This is a genomic window from Jiella soli (assembly GCF_020615385.1).
GTDB lineage: Bacteria > Pseudomonadota > Alphaproteobacteria > Rhizobiales > Rhizobiaceae > VKMB-3413.
Map to the genome: position 1 here is coordinate 259,926 of NZ_JAJAVB010000016.1, position 14,715 is coordinate 274,640.

15 protein-coding genes and 1 pseudogene are annotated in these 14,715 nt (G+C 65.4%); 9 read left to right on the top strand and 7 right to left on the bottom strand.

Translation table 11 applies throughout. The features are described 5' to 3' along the window. Positions 1–67: 67 nt before the first annotated feature. Genes LH400_RS10730 through LH400_RS10740 form a run of 3 tightly spaced genes read right to left on the bottom strand, consistent with a single transcriptional unit; the run spans position 68 to position 1,796 of the window. Complete coding sequence (locus LH400_RS10730) at positions 68–460, bottom strand: GFA family protein (protein WP_229152662.1); 393 nt, start codon at positions 458–460, stop codon at positions 68–70. A 53-nt stretch (positions 461–513) separates the two neighbouring features. Then, positions 514–960 carry a GNAT family N-acetyltransferase gene (locus LH400_RS10735; protein WP_229152663.1) on the bottom strand — a complete coding sequence of 149 codons (447 nt, stop codon included), beginning with the start codon at positions 958–960 and terminating at the stop codon, positions 514–516. Then, entirely contained in the window at positions 957–1,796 is an 840-nt protein-coding gene (locus LH400_RS10740) for an AAA family ATPase (RefSeq protein ID WP_229152664.1), read from the bottom strand. Before LH400_RS10740 ends, LH400_RS10735 begins: the two co-directional genes overlap by 4 nt. Before the next feature lie 192 nt (positions 1,797–1,988). Here LH400_RS10740 and LH400_RS10745 point away from each other — a divergent pair, with 192 nt between their 5' ends. Then, entirely contained in the window at positions 1,989–3,185 is a 1,197-nt protein-coding gene (locus tag LH400_RS10745; RefSeq protein WP_229152665.1) for an MFS transporter, read from the top strand. On the opposite strand, the gene LH400_RS10750 is transcribed toward LH400_RS10745, so the two are convergent. After that, a complete protein-coding gene (locus LH400_RS10750) occupies positions 3,155–3,850 on the bottom strand; it encodes a DapH/DapD/GlmU-related protein (RefSeq protein WP_229152666.1) in 696 nt (231 codons plus the stop codon). The two genes, LH400_RS10745 and LH400_RS10750, sit on opposite strands and share 31 nt — an antisense overlap. A 59-nt stretch (positions 3,851–3,909) precedes the next feature. Between LH400_RS10750 and LH400_RS10755 the strand changes: the two genes are divergently transcribed. The 4 genes from LH400_RS10755 (at position 3,910) to LH400_RS10770 (ending at position 7,866) form a co-directional block, all read left to right on the top strand. After that, positions 3,910–4,065 (top strand): hypothetical protein, encoded by a 156-nt coding sequence (locus LH400_RS10755; RefSeq protein ID WP_229152667.1) that lies wholly within the window; start codon positions 3,910–3,912, stop codon positions 4,063–4,065. A gap of 150 nt (positions 4,066–4,215) precedes the next feature. Next, on the top strand, positions 4,216–4,806 hold the full coding sequence (locus LH400_RS10760) for an SCO family protein (RefSeq protein ID WP_229152668.1): 591 nt from the start codon (positions 4,216–4,218) through the stop codon (positions 4,804–4,806). 265 nt (positions 4,807–5,071) lie between these two features. Continuing rightward, positions 5,072–6,997, top strand: a complete 1,926-nt coding sequence (locus tag LH400_RS10765) for a cation:proton antiporter (protein ID WP_229152669.1) — start codon at positions 5,072–5,074, stop codon at positions 6,995–6,997. Then, on the top strand, positions 6,997–7,866 hold the full coding sequence (locus LH400_RS10770) for a 50S ribosomal protein L11 methyltransferase (RefSeq protein WP_229152670.1): 870 nt from the start codon (positions 6,997–6,999) through the stop codon (positions 7,864–7,866). Before LH400_RS10765 ends, LH400_RS10770 begins: the two co-directional genes overlap by 1 nt. Positions 7,867–7,983: 117 nt before the next feature. Here the strand turns inward: LH400_RS10770 and LH400_RS10775 are convergent, their stop codons facing one another. Further along, positions 7,984–8,193, bottom strand: coding sequence for a hypothetical protein (locus LH400_RS10775; protein ID WP_229152671.1), 210 nt, complete (start codon positions 8,191–8,193; stop codon positions 7,984–7,986). Positions 8,194–8,447: 254 nt separating this feature from the next. Here LH400_RS10775 and LH400_RS10780 point away from each other — a divergent pair, with 254 nt between their 5' ends. Further along, complete coding sequence (locus tag LH400_RS10780; RefSeq protein ID WP_229152672.1) at positions 8,448–10,277, top strand: aminopeptidase P family protein; 1,830 nt, start codon at positions 8,448–8,450, stop codon at positions 10,275–10,277. A 143-nt stretch (positions 10,278–10,420) separates the two neighbouring features. Further along, positions 10,421–10,879: a GNAT family N-acetyltransferase gene (locus LH400_RS10785; RefSeq protein ID WP_229152673.1), complete on the top strand. Its 459-nt coding sequence runs from the start codon at positions 10,421–10,423 to the stop codon at positions 10,877–10,879. Here the strand turns inward: LH400_RS10785 and LH400_RS10790 are convergent. Both LH400_RS10790 and LH400_RS10795 read right to left on the bottom strand, forming a co-directional pair. Beyond that, positions 10,807–11,379 (bottom strand): hypothetical protein, encoded by a 573-nt coding sequence (locus tag LH400_RS10790; protein ID WP_229152674.1) that lies wholly within the window; start codon positions 11,377–11,379, stop codon positions 10,807–10,809. The two genes, LH400_RS10785 and LH400_RS10790, sit on opposite strands and share 73 nt — an antisense overlap. 701 nt (positions 11,380–12,080) lie before the next feature. Further along, positions 12,081–12,414 (bottom strand): annotated as a pseudogene (locus LH400_RS10795) (endonuclease domain-containing protein). A 739-nt stretch (positions 12,415–13,153) separates the two neighbouring features. On the opposite strand from LH400_RS10795, the gene LH400_RS10800 reads away from it, so the two are divergent. Both LH400_RS10800 and LH400_RS26345 read left to right on the top strand, forming a co-directional pair. Beyond that, positions 13,154–14,188, top strand: coding sequence for a ParA family protein (locus LH400_RS10800; protein WP_229152675.1), 1,035 nt, complete (start codon positions 13,154–13,156; stop codon positions 14,186–14,188). 4 nt (positions 14,189–14,192) lie between these two features. Next, positions 14,193–14,708: a HEPN domain-containing protein gene (locus LH400_RS26345; protein ID WP_491014611.1), complete on the top strand. Its 516-nt coding sequence runs from the start codon at positions 14,193–14,195 to the stop codon at positions 14,706–14,708. Positions 14,709–14,715: the final 7 nt, after the last annotated feature.

Genomic DNA, 14,715 nt, shown 5'->3' on the forward strand with positions numbered 1-14,715 from the left:
CCCATGCGAAGGCGGCGCGCCAGACCTTGTCGGGGCTTGAGCCGCCGGATCCGCAGCCGCCGGCAGGTCAATCCTCGTGGCGGCCCTCGCTCTCGCGATTGCGGTCGTAGTGCCGCGCAAGGGGGAACGGTGGAAGGAAGGATTCGCGGCGGATGGTCCAGTTCTCATAGGTCGGCACGAACTGGTCCGGCGCGTCGAGCGCGCCCAGATGCACCTCGATCTCGCCGGCGCTGCGCGCGAAGACGGAGGAGCCGCAGCGCGGACAGAAGTGCCGCCCGGCATAGTCGCGGGTCTCCCCGGTGATGGTCACCGAGTCCTCGGGAAAGATCGCGGCGGCGTAAAACAGCGCCCCGTGATGCTTGCGGCAGTCGAGGCAGTGGCACAGCCCGACCCGGTAGGGGCGTCCCGACGCCTCGATCCGGACGTCGCCGCAAAGGCAGCCACCCGTTAAACTCTCCATGCCGTGCCTGCCTCCACTCTCCTGCGACGTCGGGCGGGTGCCGTCCACGGCGCTCACCGCTGATACTTGATGAAGGGCGTCTTCGTTCCGATGCGGTCGTAGAGCATGCGCCCCTGATAGTTGAACTCCTGCGTCACCCAGTAGACGGTGGGACAGCCGGCTGCGTCGGACGCAGCGTAGACCGCCTCGATCAGCCTGCGGCCGATGCCGGTGCCGCGCACGGCCGGATCGGCATAGAGGTCCTGCAGGTAGCAGACGTTCTCCTCCCGCCAGCAATGCCGGTGGAAGAGGTAGTGGACGAGGCCGACGGTCTTGCCCTCGACGATCGCCAGCAGGCAGTTCGGATCGTAGGGCGCATCACCCAAAAGCCGTGCGAAGGTCGAGCGGTAGACGGCTTCGTCGAGCGCGGTGCCGTAGAAGGTGAGGTAGCCGTTCCACAGGCGGCGCCACTCGGGCTCGTCCGCGGCGACGACCCGGCGGATGGTGACTGCGGCGCTCATCCCTGCCGCCTTACCAGAAAGGCCAGCCGCTCGAACAGGTGAACGTCCTGCTCGTTCTTCAGAAGCGCGCCGTGGAGCCTGGGCAGCACCTTGGTCGGGCTTTCGCGCAAATCCGCAGGCTCGACGTCTTCGGCGACGAGCAGGCGGATCCAGTCGAGCGCCTCGGAGGTCGACGGCTTCTTCCGGATGCCCGGCTGCTCGCGCAGCTCGTAGAATTGCGTCAGCGCGGCGCGCACGAGGTCCTGCTTGATTCCGGGATGGTGGACCTCGACGATCCTTTGAAGGGTATCGGGGTCCGGAAACCGGATGTAGTGGAAGAAGCAGCGGCGCAGGAAGGCGTCCGGTAGCTCCTTCTCGTTGTTCGACGTGATCACGACGATCGGCCGGTGCCTCGCCGTCACGGTCTCGCCGGTCTCGGTGACGTCGAAGCTCATCTTGTCGAGCTCCTGCAGGAGATCGTTCGGAAACTCGATGTCGGCCTTGTCGATCTCGTCGATCAACAGCACCACGCGCTCGTTTGAGGAGAACGCGTCCCACAATTTGCCGGGCCGGATGTAGTTGGCGACGTCGTTCACCTTCTCATCGCCGAGCTGGCTGTCCCTGAGGCGCGAGACCGCGTCGTATTCGTAAAGGCCTTGCGCCGCCTTCGTGGTCGATTTGATCGTCCACTGGATCAGCCGCAGCCCCAGAGCCTCGGCGATCTGGAAGGCCAGCTCGGTCTTGCCGGTGCCGGGTTCGCCCTTGACGAGCAGCGGACGCTGAAGCGTGATCGCGGCGTTGACGGCGACCATCAGGTCCTTGCCCGCGACATAGGTCTTGGTACCGGTAAAACGCATGCAGCATCCCGTTTCGGTGTTCCCGCCGGAACCATAGGCGCGGAGCCGAGCCATGCAAGCGTCATTGGGCAGCATCCGCGAAACGCTGCGTCAGCCGACCTTATCAAAGCGCGTTTTCGTGCTATCTCGCAACTGCGAAGACACGAGCGCCGCCAGGCCGATCCGCGCGGCCGCCATTCCGGAACTGCCCTCATGAGCGATACCACCGCGCCCGCCGGCGCCGTTTCCGCCCATGGCCTATCGACGGCCATGACCGTCCTCTTCGCCGCCGCCTGCGGGGCGCTGGCGGCCAATCTCTACTATGCGCAGCCTCTGGTTGCGCTGATCGGCGACGACATCGGTCTGTCGCGCGCGGCCGAAAGCTCGGTCGTCACCTTCTCGCAGCTCGGCTATGCCTGCGGTCTCGTTCTCCTGGTGCCGCTCGGCGACGTGATCGAGAACCGCCGGCTGATCCTTCTGACGATGGCGGCCAATGTCGCGTCTCTCGTGGGACTCGCGCTCGCGCCGGGCCTTGCGACCCTCTTCGTCATGATCCTGGTCGTGGGATTGACCTCCTGCGCGGCCCAGATGCTGGTGCCGCTCGCCGCCAATCTCGCGCCCGACGAGGAGCGTGGCAGGGTGGTCGGCAATGTCATGAGCGGGCTTCTCGCGGGCATCCTCTTCGCGCGGCCGCTGGCGAGCTTCCTGGCCGACTATGTCGGTTGGCGCGGGGTCTTCGGCCTGTCCGCCGGCGCGATCACCGCAATGGCGCTCGCCGGCCTGTTCGTCTTTCCAACACGCCAGCCGCAGACGGCGGAACGCTATGGCGGGCTGATCGCCTCGCTCGGCAAGCTCTTCCTGCGCGAGCCGGTCCTGCGCCGGCGCGGGCTCTATCATGCCGCCATGTTCGCCGCCTTCTCGCTGTTCTGGACCGGGGCGCCGATCATCCTTCTGCGCGACCCCTATGATTTCAGTCCGAGCGGCGTCGCGCTCTTCGCGCTGGCCGGCGTCCTCGGCGTCTTCGCCGCGCCTGTCGCCGGGCGCCTGGCCGACCGTGGCCACAGCCGCGCCGGCACGATCACGGCGCTGGCGATCGTCGTCCTGGCCTTCGTCGCGGCGCTCTTCGGCGAGAATTCCCTCGCCGCGCTCGTTGCCGCCGGCATCCTGATCGACCTCGGCGTCCAGGCGAATCTCGTCTTCGGACAGCGCGAGATCTACCAGTTGCAGCCGGCGATCCGGAACCGGCTGAACGCGGTCTACATGACCACCTTCTTCCTCGGAGGGGCGCTCGGCTCGGCGCTGACGAGTCCGGTTCTGGAAGCCTTCGGCTGGCAGGCCGTCTGCGGCATCGGCATCGCGCTTCCCGCCGCCGCGCTCGCCTATTTCACGCTGGCCGACCGCTCGGTCTGACGCGGCTCCCATCTGTCGAGAAAGGCCCGGGCGGAAAGCGCCTGCATGTCCGGCACCGCCTCGAACAGGGTTTCGAGCGGCCAGTCCCACCAGGCCAGCGCCCGCAGCCGGCCGGCGATATCGGCGGGAAACCGCTCGCGGATGCGGGCGGCCGGAACGCCGGCGGCGATCGTGTAGGGCGGGACGTCCTTCGTCACCACCGCATTCGCCCCGATCACCGCGCCGTCGCCGATGGTGATGCCGGGCAGGATCACCGCGCCGTGGCCGATCCATACGTCGTTGCCGATCGTCACCGGCTTGTCCCGACGGCGGGCGCGGAAATCATGGTCGACGGGCAGGAAGCGGAAATATTCGTTCGGCCGATAGCTGATCTTGTGCGTCGTCACCCGTTCCATCGGATGCTCCAGCGCATTGACGCGCACGCCGGCCGCGACCGAGCAGAACTTGCCGATCCTCGCATGGGCGGCCTCGCCATTGCGCTCGAAATAGCTGAAGTCGCCGACCGCCACGTCGCGCAGGATCACCCGCGCGCCGATCTCGACATGGCGGCCGAGCTTCGTGCCCTTGAGTTCCGCCGTTGTGTGGATGCGCGGCTCGGACGGGCGGAACCGGAGGGCCGCCTGGCGTTCGCGTTCGTTCGCCTCCTCGTCGCGCCCTTCGTCCACCTTCCATCTCCCTTCGTCCGCATCTTTCCGGCGATCGCGCGCCAGCCTATATTGAAGCCATGAGCGATACCGCAAACAGGACCAACCGGCTGGCGCTCGCGGCAGGGATCGCCGGGCTCGCGGCGATCGCCGCCGCGGCGGTTCTCGGCTGGGTGGCGCATGGCGAGGCGATTTTCCTCGACCTTGCCGCCAATGGCTGGCTGTCCTGCCTCTGACGGGCTGACGCATTCCGGCGTGGCGCGCCCGGGCAAGGACGGGACGCAATGTCCTGTCGCGTCTCGGTCGGTGCTCGTGGTAGTGGGCGCCCAGGCAAATCTCTAGAGGAGGACGGGGCGCAAATCCGCGCAATACGTCCCGGAAGCAGCATGACTGGAACGCAAGCTCTCCGCGTCGGCCTCTGGGCCGTTGCGGCCCTCATCGCCGGCGCTCTCGCCGCCCTCGTCGTTGTCTTTTCCGGCGGCGGCCCGACGGCCGGGGAGGCTTATGGCAAACCCTTCGCCCTTGTCGACCAGAACGGCCAGGAGATCACTGAGGCGGCCCTGCGCGGCAAGCCTTCGGCGGTCTTCTTCGGCTACACCCATTGTCCGGACGTCTGTCCGACGACGCTCTACGAACTCGCCGGCTACCAGAAGCAGCTGGAAGAGGCGGGCGGCGATCTTCAGGTGGTCTTCGTCACGGTCGATCCCGAGCGCGACACGCCCGCGGTCCTGAAGGACTATGTCGAGGCGGTCTCGAAGGACGTCACCGCGATCAGCGGCGATCCCGCCAAGGTGGAGGCGATGGCCAAGGGCTGGGGCGTCTACTTCAAGAAGGTCGGCGAGGGCGACGGCTATACGATGGACCACACCGCCACGACCTTCCTGATCGACCGCGACGGCAAGCTCGCCGGCACCATCGCCTATGGCGAGGACCCGAAGATCGAGCAGCAGAAGCTGGAGAAGCTCGTCGGGGTATAGCCATAAGCGGGCCGCGCAGCGTTCTCCGCGCCGCACTAGGGGCCGGTTTTGCCGCCCGCCCGCTGATCCCTCGACACTCTGCCATCCACCAGCCCGGCGCATCCTTTCGCCGGGCTGCGCAATCGAGGGAGCTCTCTGGGCCTTAAGGGCGCGGAAGGTCGATCTGTCCGTCTGCAAAATTCCGGCTACCAGCGCCCGAACCTGTTTCCCGCTGTCGGCGTTGCGCTAGCTTGGGCGGCTCGTCTCGAAGAAAGTCTTGCGCTTCATGCATGATCTCGCGCTTCAGCTAGCCCTGATCGGCGTCGCCGGCATTGCCTCGCAATGGGTGGCCTGGCGCCTCAGGATTCCGGCTATCGTCATCCTCTTCCTGGTGGGGCTGATCTTCGGGCCCCTCACCGGGCTGATGAACCCGCGCGTCGACTTCGGCGAACTCTACACGCCGCTGGTTTCGACCGCCGTCGCGATCATCCTGTTCGAGGGCGGGTTGACGCTGAACTTCCGCGAGATTCGGGAGACGTCGACGGCGGTGCGCCGGATCGTGCTCGTGGCGAGCCCGCTCGTCTGGATCATGACCGCTTTCACCGCCCATTTCATCGGCAATCTCTCTTGGCCGACGGCGATCATCCTCGGCGCACTTCTCGTGGTCACCGGTCCGACGGTGATCATGCCGCTCCTTCGCCACGCGCGTTTGAAGTCACGGCCCGCCTCGATCCTGAGATGGGAGGCGATCCTCAACGACCCGGTCGGCGCGCTCTTCGCAGTTATCTCCTTCGAAACCGTGCTCGTGCTGCGCGGTGCGCACGAGGCGGGCAACCTGATCTTCACGGCGATCCTGGCGCTCGCCATCGCGATCGGTGGCGGCATCCTCGTCGGACGCCTCATCGGCCGCGCCTTCACGCGCGGCTACGTGCCCGAATATCTGAAGGCGCCGATCCTCTTTGCCAGCGTCGTCGGAATGAACTCCTTCACCAACCTCGTTTTGGAGGAGGCGGGTCTCCTGACCGTCACCGTCATGGGCATCACCATGGCGAACGCCAAGATCGCCAGCCTCAGCGAGCTGAAGCGGTTCAAGGAGACGATCACGATCCTTCTGGTCTCCGGCCTGTTCATCGTGCTGACGGCATCGCTGCAGATGGAGGTGATCGCCAGCCTTGAATGGCGGGTGCTGGTCTTCATCGCCGCCTCGCTCCTCGTCGTGCGGCCGCTCGCGGTCTTTGTCGCGACGATTGGCGCCGGGATCGACTGGCGCGAGCGGCTCCTCGTCGCCTGGATCGCGCCGCGCGGCATCGTCGCCGTCGCCGTCGCCGGCCTCTTCGGCGCGACCCTCGTGCGCATGGGGGTCGCCGACGGCGATCGCATGATCGCCTACACCTTCGCCCTCGTTGCCGCGACGATCGTCTTCCACGGCTTTTCGCTGGGCCCGCTCGCGCGCCTCCTGGGTTTGAGATCCGCCGACCGGCCCGGCGTCCTCATCGTCGGCGCGTCGCGCTTTTCCATCGCGCTCGCCCGCCGGCTGAAGGCGCAGGAGGTTCCCGTCCTGATCGCCGATTCCAACTGGTCGCGGGTCTCGGAGGCCCGGCTTGCCGAGGTCGACGTCTGGTTCGGCGAAATCCTCTCGGAAGCCGCCCATCACGGGCTGAACCTCTCGCGCTTCGACCATCTCGTCGCCGCGACCGACAACGACGCCTACAACGCGCTGATCTGCACGGATTTCGGGGCGGAGATCGGCCGCACCGAAGTGTTCCAGATCGGCGACATCGGCGCCGGGCCGTCCTCCGATCGCCATGCGATGAACTTCACCATCGGCGGGATCCCGCTGTTCAAGCCGGGTAAAAACTTCTCCGAGCTGCGCGACCTGATCGTGGACGGCTGGTCCTTCCAGGCGACTCGCCTCACCGAGGAGTTCGGCTACAAGCGCTTCATCGAGTCGCGGCCCGAGGGCACCCAGATGCTGATGTGGATTCGGTCCTCGGGCGCGGTGGTCTTCGCGTCGGCCGAAGGGTCCGGCCAGCCGGACACGGGCGATACGGTCATTGCCTTCGGCCCGCCGCGGCAGGAGCGCGAACAGGAGAAGATCGTGAAAGGTACCATGACGGAGCGCGAGGCGCGGGCCGAGAAGGCGCGCAAGACGTCGGAAGAGGTGTCGGGGCGGGCGGAAGAGGCCGCCAGCCGATCGGAGCCCATCGCCTGATGCCGCAGACCCGCTATTTCTTTCGCGGTGAGCGGGCCGAGGCGGAGAGGGCCTATGCTTCGCTCGAACGCGCCTATGAGGACGAAGGCGCGCCGCTCGCCATCATCGAGCTCGACGAGGCGCGCGCGATCTTCGAGGTGTCGGCCTATCTCGATGTGGAGGAGGGAGGCGATCGGACGCCGGAACTCGCCGTCGCCGCGGGAATCGCGCCGGAGCGCGTTGGCCGCGAAGATCTGCCGGACAAGGACTGGATGGCGGACGTTCTCGCCGCGCTGAAACCGGTGCGCGCCGGGCGATTCCTGGTGCATGGTGCCCATGACCGGCACCGCGTGGCGCCGAACGACCTGTCGATCGAGATCGAGGCCGGCCAGGCCTTCGGAACCGGCCATCACGGGACGACGGCCGGCTGTCTCACCATGATCGAGCGCCTGTGGCTGCGCCGCCAGCCGCAGAACGCGCTCGATCTCGGAACGGGCAGCGCGGTCCTCGCGATCGGTCTCGCCAAGCTCGCCCGGATCCCGGTGCTCGCGACAGACATCGATCCCATCGCGGTCCGGGTCGCCAGCGCCAATGTCCGGTCCAACGGCATGTCGCAGATGGTCTCGACGAGTGTGTCGGACGGGTTCCGCTCACGCGCGATCCGCGAGCGGGCGCCCTTCGACCTCATCGTCGCGAACATCCTCGCCGGGCCGCTGATTTCCCTCGCGCGCGACTTCCGCCGCCATCTGGAGCCGGGCGGCGATGTCATCCTCTCCGGCATTCTCACCCATCAGCGCGCGGCCGTGCTGGCCGCCTTCCGGGCGCAGGGCATGGTCCACCGGCGCACGCTGACGCGGGAGGAATGGGTTACGCTCCACCTGTCGCGATGAGGCGCGGGCGATGCAGAGCGAATATGAAAAGAGCCCGGCGGCATCGTCGCGACCGGGCTCTTTACATCTGGCAATATACTGGAACGGACGCCTCGGCGTCCCTTCTCGCCATCCCGATTAACGGCGGGCCGGCGAGGTGCCTTCAAACAGCGACTCGCGGTTCGCAAGTTCGTCCGCGGTCAGGCTGTTGTGCCGATAATGCGTCGCGATGTAGCGGCGGGCCTCGCGCTCGCGGGCCTCGATCAGGCGGTCGAACATGGTGCGCATGACGCCCTTGCTCTGGCGGCTGCTGCGAAGCGAAAGGTCGGTAAAGGTCGTGGTGGCCATCGTGTCTCTCCTGAAGCTCTAACGTGCCTCCCGTGACCTGCAATATGCTGATTGCGCGGGACCTCAGGTAGAGCTCCAGACGCATAGGACCCTCCCGCCTATTGCAATGCAGCATGAAGGCGATCTTCAGCTTCCGGAATCCTTTTCCGCAAGCCCGCACCCGCCTATGCTGGCGGCGGGTGGCACCGCTGCGCGCCGCCGCATGTCCGCCGCTCGGATCCCCCGCCGAAGCCGCTCCTTGGAAGAAAGTGCCGATGTTCCAGAATTTCGACGAGACGACCGACCATTCCCAGAGTGCCGGACGCGTCGCACGGCTGCGCGCAGACCTCGCCGCCGCCGGCCTCGACGGCTGCATCGTCCCGCGCGCCGACGAGCATCAGGGCGAGTATATCCCGGCATCTGCGGCCCGGCTCGAATGGCTGACCGGCTTTTCCGGCTCGGCCGGCGTCGCCGTCGTCTTGGCGGAGCGCGCCGCGATCCTCACCGACGGGCGCTATACGCTGCAGGTGCGCTCGCAGGTGGATCTGGACGTCTTCGAGACGGTGTCATCGGTCGAAACCTCTTTGACCGAGTTCCTCAAGCAGGCGGCAGCCGGCAAGCGCATCGGCTACGATCCCTGGCTGCACACGGTGGGCGAGGTCCGCCGCCTCTCCGAAGCGCTCGCCGCCGAGGGCGGTGAACTTGTGGCGATGCGCGGTAATCCGATCGATCGGATCTGGAACGACCGGCCGGCGCCGCCGAAGGGCCGCGCGGTCCTCCACGAGGAGCGCCATGCCGGCAGGCCCGCCACCGAGAAGCTGGGCCTGCTCGCAGGCAAGATCGCCGAGGCCAAGGCCGATATCGCCGTCCTCACCGATCCCGCCTCGATCGCCTGGGCGTTCAACATCCGCGGCAGTGACGTGCCGCATACGCCGCTGATGTTGTCCTTCGCCATCCTGCGCAAGGACGGGCGGCCGACGCTGTTCGTCGATCCGGACAAGCTGGACGCCGAGGTGAGGGCGCATCTGGAGGCGCTGGCCGAACTGGCGGAGCCGGAAGATCTGGAGCCCAGGCTGACGCGCGAGGCGAAGGACCGTGCCGTCGGCCTCGATATGCAGCTGGCCGCCGCGCGCCTGTCGGACATCGTCACGGGGGCCGGGGGCCGCGTGGTCGAGATGGCCGATCCCGCCAAGCTGCCGCGGGCGATCAAGAACCCCGGCGAGATCGCCGGCTCGCGCGCGGCGCATCTGCGCGACGGGGTGGCGGTGACCGCCTTCCTCGCCTGGCTCGACCGGCAGGCGCCCGGCAGCCTCACCGAGATCGCGGCGGCGGAAAAGCTCGAGGCGTTCCGCGCCGAATACGGCGAGCAGGACGGCCAGAAGCTGCGCGACATCTCCTTCGACACCATCGCCGGCTCGGGCCCGAACGGGGCGATCGTGCATTACCGGGTCAATCGCGAGAGCGACCGGGCGCTGGGCGAAGGGGAACTGTTCCTGCTGGATTCCGGGGCGCAGTACCGCGACGGCACCACCGACATCACCCGGACGATGCCGATCGGCGCGCCGAGCGCGGAGATGCGGGAGAAGTTCACGCTGGTCCTGAAGGGCATGATCGCGATCTCCACGGCGCGCTTTCCCAAGGGCACGCGCGGCGTCGATCTAGACCCGCTCGCGCGCATCGCGCTGTGGAAGGCGGGCTGCGACTATGCCCATGGCACCGGCCATGGCGTCGGCTCCTATCTCGCCGTCCATGAGGGGCCGCAGTCGATCTCCAAGCGCGGCATGGCGCCGCTCGAGCCGGGCATGATCCTCTCCAACGAGCCCGGCTATTATCGCGAGGGCGCCTTCGGGATAAGGATCGAGAACCTGATCCTCGTCACCGAGGCCGAGGCGATCCCCGGCGGCGACATCGCCATGCTCGGCTTCACGACCCTGACGCTCGCCCCGATCGACCGGCGGCTGGTGGCAGTGGAGCTGATGTCGGCGGACGAGATCGCCTGGCTCGACGCCTATCACCGGCATGTGCGGGAGGCGCTGACGCCGCTCCTCGACGATGCCGACAAGGCCTGGCTCGATCAGGCGACACGGCCGCTCGCCACGTCCTGACGGCGGCCCGCTCTGCCCGGCGGGCGGTTGAACCGGCCCCCTTCATCATGCGAGGGAGGACCGCACCGCCGCCTCGCAGCTTGAACGCCGTCCGCTTCCTCGGCCCGCAAGGCCTCGACCCGACAAAGGGAGACGTCGCCCCGATGTCCGCGCTGACCCTTCGCCCCAACGCCCCGTTCGATCTCGCCCCGCTCGCGCGGCTGCTTGCCGAGGAAGGTGACCTCGCCCGCGTCAACCCGTCCGCCAAGCACCCGTTCGACCCGCTGGAATGGCGGGAAAAGTGGCTGGCCGAGCCGGACGACGCCTCCTTCTACGTGCTCGACCAGAGCGGCAAGGAGGTCGGATTCTTCGCCCTGCGCGTCGGCATCGGCCCGGAAGTGCGCCATCTCGTCTATGTCTTCGTCGCGGAGGAAGCCCGCGGCGGCGCCGGCGAGGCGGTGACGCAGCTCGCCGAACAGGCGGCGCGCGACCTCGGCGCGCTGTCGGTGACGCTGAAGGTCGAGCTCGACAACGCGCCGGCGCTGAAGACCTACCAGTCCGCCGGCTTCGAGGAACTCGGCCGCAGTCGCGGCATGGCGACCATGCGCCGCGACGTCGACTGATCGCATCGGGCGTCCTCGCCGCCCCGCAGCGCGGCCGCCGCGGCGCGGATCGCTTCGCCCTCGTGGCGCAGGGTCTGCGGATCCCGAAAGGCGCCCGGAAGCATTCGCCGCATCACGGCGAAGGGCAGGGCAAGGCGGACCGGCTTCGGCAGCGCCGCGAAACAGGGCGCCTCGGGGAAGGAGCCGCCGCCCGCGTGATAGGCGAAGGGCGCATCGCCCGGCCGCTCGCCATAGCGGCAGGCGCCGGCCCGCCGGCAGCCTCCGCGCCGGCAGATACAGGCGAGCCGCCAGGCGATCGTCGGCATCAGCCGGTCCGGCCGCGTGACGCTCCATTTCGACGCCCCGCTTTGCCGGGCGCCCGGCCGCGCACCCGCCTGCCGCGGCGGCTTCGGCCAGCCGGAAAGCGCCGCCCGCACCAGCGCGAGATGGCGGTCGGCGAGGCGATGGCACTCCGTGATCTCCTCCGGCGTCAGCGGCGGGTCGATGGGCGTGTCGGACATGGCGGTCTCCTCCGTTGGGCTGTTGCGGCTGCGGCGGCGTTTTTCTGGATGGAGGGCGCGCGAAAGCGGCGCCGCGCCCGGTGCCGGGCCGGCGGTCTGCATCCTATGTGGCCACCCGGGCGGGGCGGCGGATCGCCGAGGGCGCGCCCTCGGGAACTTTAAGAATGCGGCACGCCCTCGGCGATCCGCGCGGTGTCTTGTCAGCCCGGTGAACCGGTCCTTGCCCGCCTTTCAGCGCTGCGGGAGACGCCCCGCAGCACTCGACGGGAGACCTTCGTCGGCCCCGGCGGCCGCGCGGCTTGGCGCCGTTCGGCCCGTCGGGGCTCCGGTTCCGGCCGGCTCTTCGCCCTTTCGGGCTCAAGCGGATCGATCCGCGGCCCCCTCATAGTGGGGGACGGTCCGGCGACTGTTCGGGCCGTCCGGGTCGGCGCGTCTCCGGAAGACGCCCCGTCGCGGACACCGCTCGCCACCCCCGACCGATCCCGGCGATCGTCCGTGCCCGCCGTGGGCGGCGATGGCGCGATTATGGGGGAGGCGGGAGGGGCGGGGATAAGGTGGGGCGGTGGACGGTGGGACGATCTCCCCCCTTGTGGGGGAGATGCCGGCAGGCAGAGGGGGGTATGCCTGGCGCCAGCGTTTCCATTTTCTTCTGGGCCGCCACGGCCGCCGCCGCGGGGGCAACCCAGAGGGGGGTGCCTCGCTCAGACGCCAGACGATTGCGCCCGCTCCGCTACCACCGTGAGGATATGCGAGCAGACCCCGTCGATGTCCCTGAGCAGGTCGTCGTTCCAGAACCGCAGGACAACCCACCCGTCGGCTTCAAGCCGCGCCGTCCGGACGGCGTCGCGCAGGAGCGAGCGATCCGTCCCGTGCTGGGAGCCGTCGATCTCGACGATGAGTCGATGAACTGGACAGGCGAAGTCGACGATGTAACCGGCGATCGGCAGCTGGCGGCGAAAGCCGAGGCCCAATGAGCCGATGGGCTCGGACGGCATTCCCGAACTTCAGCTCCGCCTCGGTCAGCGCCTTGCGCATGGCGCGGGCGTTCTTGCGGTGGCCAGGCGGAATGGTGGCGTGCGTCACGGACGGCTGCTCCAGTGAGGGACGCAGTCTGCCATCGCACCTTGTGCGGCATACCCCCCTCTGCCTGCCGGCATCTCCCCCACAAGGGGGGAGATCGGCGGCGGACCGGCCGCTTTCTCTTCGCAAACGGTCACGCAGTGCGTCACGGCGCAGATCTTCAGACACCGGCCTGCGCAGGGTCGATCTCCCCCCTTGGGGGGGAGATGTCCGGCGGGACAGAGGGGGGTGCCCGGCGCGATGCTCGACAGGATTACGCCGCAGCCACCGCGCTTCGCCACCCCATCCTCATTTTAGGGGCCGTCTTCTGTCGAGTAGAGACGAAGACGACGGCTCAGAGCGCCTCCCAATCAGTCGGCAGCCAACGTTGAATAAATTGCCAGTGCGGAAGAGCGAAAGGCGATGTAATTGACTGTGGAGCGCTTGAACATTTCGCGTGAGCAGGTCAGACAGGGAACGGTACCGTACACAGAGCTAAGCCACGGCGATCACGACAGGAAAGCGAAAGGGATGCACCGACGACGGCAGATCTAGAACACGGCGCTTCTACGTTGACGCATGTCACAAATTTTCCTGAACTACCCTGGGCTCAAATAGCCGGAGTTCGACCTTCTGTATGCTCATCCTTGGGCTTCTCGCGAGTGAAACGATAATGATGTGTTTCCATCATACCGCTGTAGATCGGAATTTCTGAATGACAGCATATGCATTTTGGAACAATAAGGGAGGAGTGGGAAAATCCTATCTCTCTTTTGTGGCAGCTTGTGAGTATGCCTACCGTAACAAGCATGTGAATGTTTACGTCGTAGATCTTTGTCCACAAGCCAATGTATCCGAGATCATGCTTGGATCTAGCGAAACGTCAGATAACTATCGGAAGTTAATTCCTGACGACGGCTTGCGACAGACAATTGGCGGTTACATTGAGAGGCGGTTAAGCTCGCCATTCTCCCCATTAAGTTCCATTGAAGAATTTATGTGCGTTCCGAACCATTTTAATAAAGAGATACCAGAAAATATCAGGCTTATAGCTGGTGATTATATTCTTGAAGTTCTTTCTGAGGCGATGAGACAGGCCTCCCAGTTGAGTGTCCCGCTTGATTCTTGGCGGAGGGTTATGTCGTGGGTGAAGGATTTAGTAGATTCACTGCGGTCAATATCCAAGTATGACGACAGCTTTTTTGTGATAGATTGCAATCCGAGCTTTTCAATATATACGCAGATGGCGCTGATTGCGTCCGATAGAGTAATTGTTCCATTTACGGCTGATGATAGCAGTCGCAGAGCGATCGAAAATGTCTTTGCTCTGCTTTATGGCGTTGGTGAAGGTAAGATATCTGCTTATGCAAAAATTTCCTTTGCAGAAAAAGCAATTGATTTCGGTGTAAGCTTGCCTCGGATACACACAATAGTGAATAATAGGGTTTCATTCTACGAGGGGAAGCCGAGTAAAGCGTATCTAGCGGCAAACAAAAGGGTGCAAGATACGGTAGACAAAATATACGGTTTAAATCAGAAGCCGTTTTTTGATAAGAAATTGCGCCCATCAGGTCAATTTGTCGAAGTGCGCGACTATCACAGTGCCGCGATCGTATCGACGCTCACCGGCACGCCTCTGCACCGTTTGCGCCCAGGCCCTAAGAATGTAAAAGGTGAGAGGGTTCAGCTCAACAAAGGTCCTCTCGACAGCTATAAAGACGCGCTGGAAAAGTTCGTCGAACGGCTCTAATAAGATGGCATCAGACGCGCTATCGAAATTTTTGGCAACAGTTAAAAGCGCGAATAAGCTCGATTCTAATGCGGTAACGCAATACCTGACGATGCCAGAGCGGCAGGTTTTTTATCACGCCAGTATTTCAATGGACGTGGCAGCTTGGGATAGTTATATAAACAGTGTAGTGACCGAATTTAACTCGCGAATTGGAGGAATTTCGAATCCATCTCTGCTGAGATATAGGGCGAATATACAACTCACCATAACGAAGCGTCTTGACAAATTTAATACTCCCAATTTCGACAACACCCGTACTTTAGTAGTCGAGTGCACTGGGTTCGATCCTGTTTCTAGTTGGGCGTGGCCTGCAAGGAATATGATATGGCAGGCGGTCCAAATCCGGCTAAATGAGATATTGAGGATACGACATAGTTTCGCGCATGGATTTTCCTTGCCTAATTACTCTTGGCTTCCACAAAAAGGCGGCGTAATTACCCACGCCCTGGGTTCACCGTCCTTTGCGGTCAGGGGCTGACGGTTTT

Coding starts and splice junctions, on each gene's coding strand:
- LH400_RS10730 (WP_229152662.1), bottom strand. CDS start 460: ATGGAGAGTTTAACGGGTGGCTGCCTTTGCGGCGACGTCCGGATCGAG.
- LH400_RS10735 (WP_229152663.1), bottom strand. CDS start 960: ATGAGCGCCGCAGTCACCATCCGCCGGGTCGTCGCCGCGGACGAGCCC.
- LH400_RS10740 (WP_229152664.1), bottom strand. CDS start 1,796: ATGCGTTTTACCGGTACCAAGACCTATGTCGCGGGCAAGGACCTGATG.
- LH400_RS10745 (WP_229152665.1), top strand. CDS start 1,989: ATGAGCGATACCACCGCGCCCGCCGGCGCCGTTTCCGCCCATGGCCTA.
- LH400_RS10755 (WP_229152667.1), top strand. CDS start 3,910: ATGAGCGATACCGCAAACAGGACCAACCGGCTGGCGCTCGCGGCAGGG.
- LH400_RS10760 (WP_229152668.1), top strand. CDS start 4,216: ATGACTGGAACGCAAGCTCTCCGCGTCGGCCTCTGGGCCGTTGCGGCC.
- LH400_RS10765 (WP_229152669.1), top strand. CDS start 5,072: ATGCATGATCTCGCGCTTCAGCTAGCCCTGATCGGCGTCGCCGGCATT.
- LH400_RS10770 (WP_229152670.1), top strand. CDS start 6,997: ATGCCGCAGACCCGCTATTTCTTTCGCGGTGAGCGGGCCGAGGCGGAG.
- LH400_RS10775 (WP_229152671.1), bottom strand. CDS start 8,193: ATGGCCACCACGACCTTTACCGACCTTTCGCTTCGCAGCAGCCGCCAG.
- LH400_RS10780 (WP_229152672.1), top strand. CDS start 8,448: ATGTTCCAGAATTTCGACGAGACGACCGACCATTCCCAGAGTGCCGGA.
- LH400_RS10785 (WP_229152673.1), top strand. CDS start 10,421: ATGTCCGCGCTGACCCTTCGCCCCAACGCCCCGTTCGATCTCGCCCCG.
- LH400_RS10790 (WP_229152674.1), bottom strand. CDS start 11,379: ATGTCCGACACGCCCATCGACCCGCCGCTGACGCCGGAGGAGATCACG.
- LH400_RS10800 (WP_229152675.1), top strand. CDS start 13,154: ATGACAGCATATGCATTTTGGAACAATAAGGGAGGAGTGGGAAAATCC.
- LH400_RS26345 (WP_491014611.1), top strand. CDS start 14,193: ATGGCATCAGACGCGCTATCGAAATTTTTGGCAACAGTTAAAAGCGCG.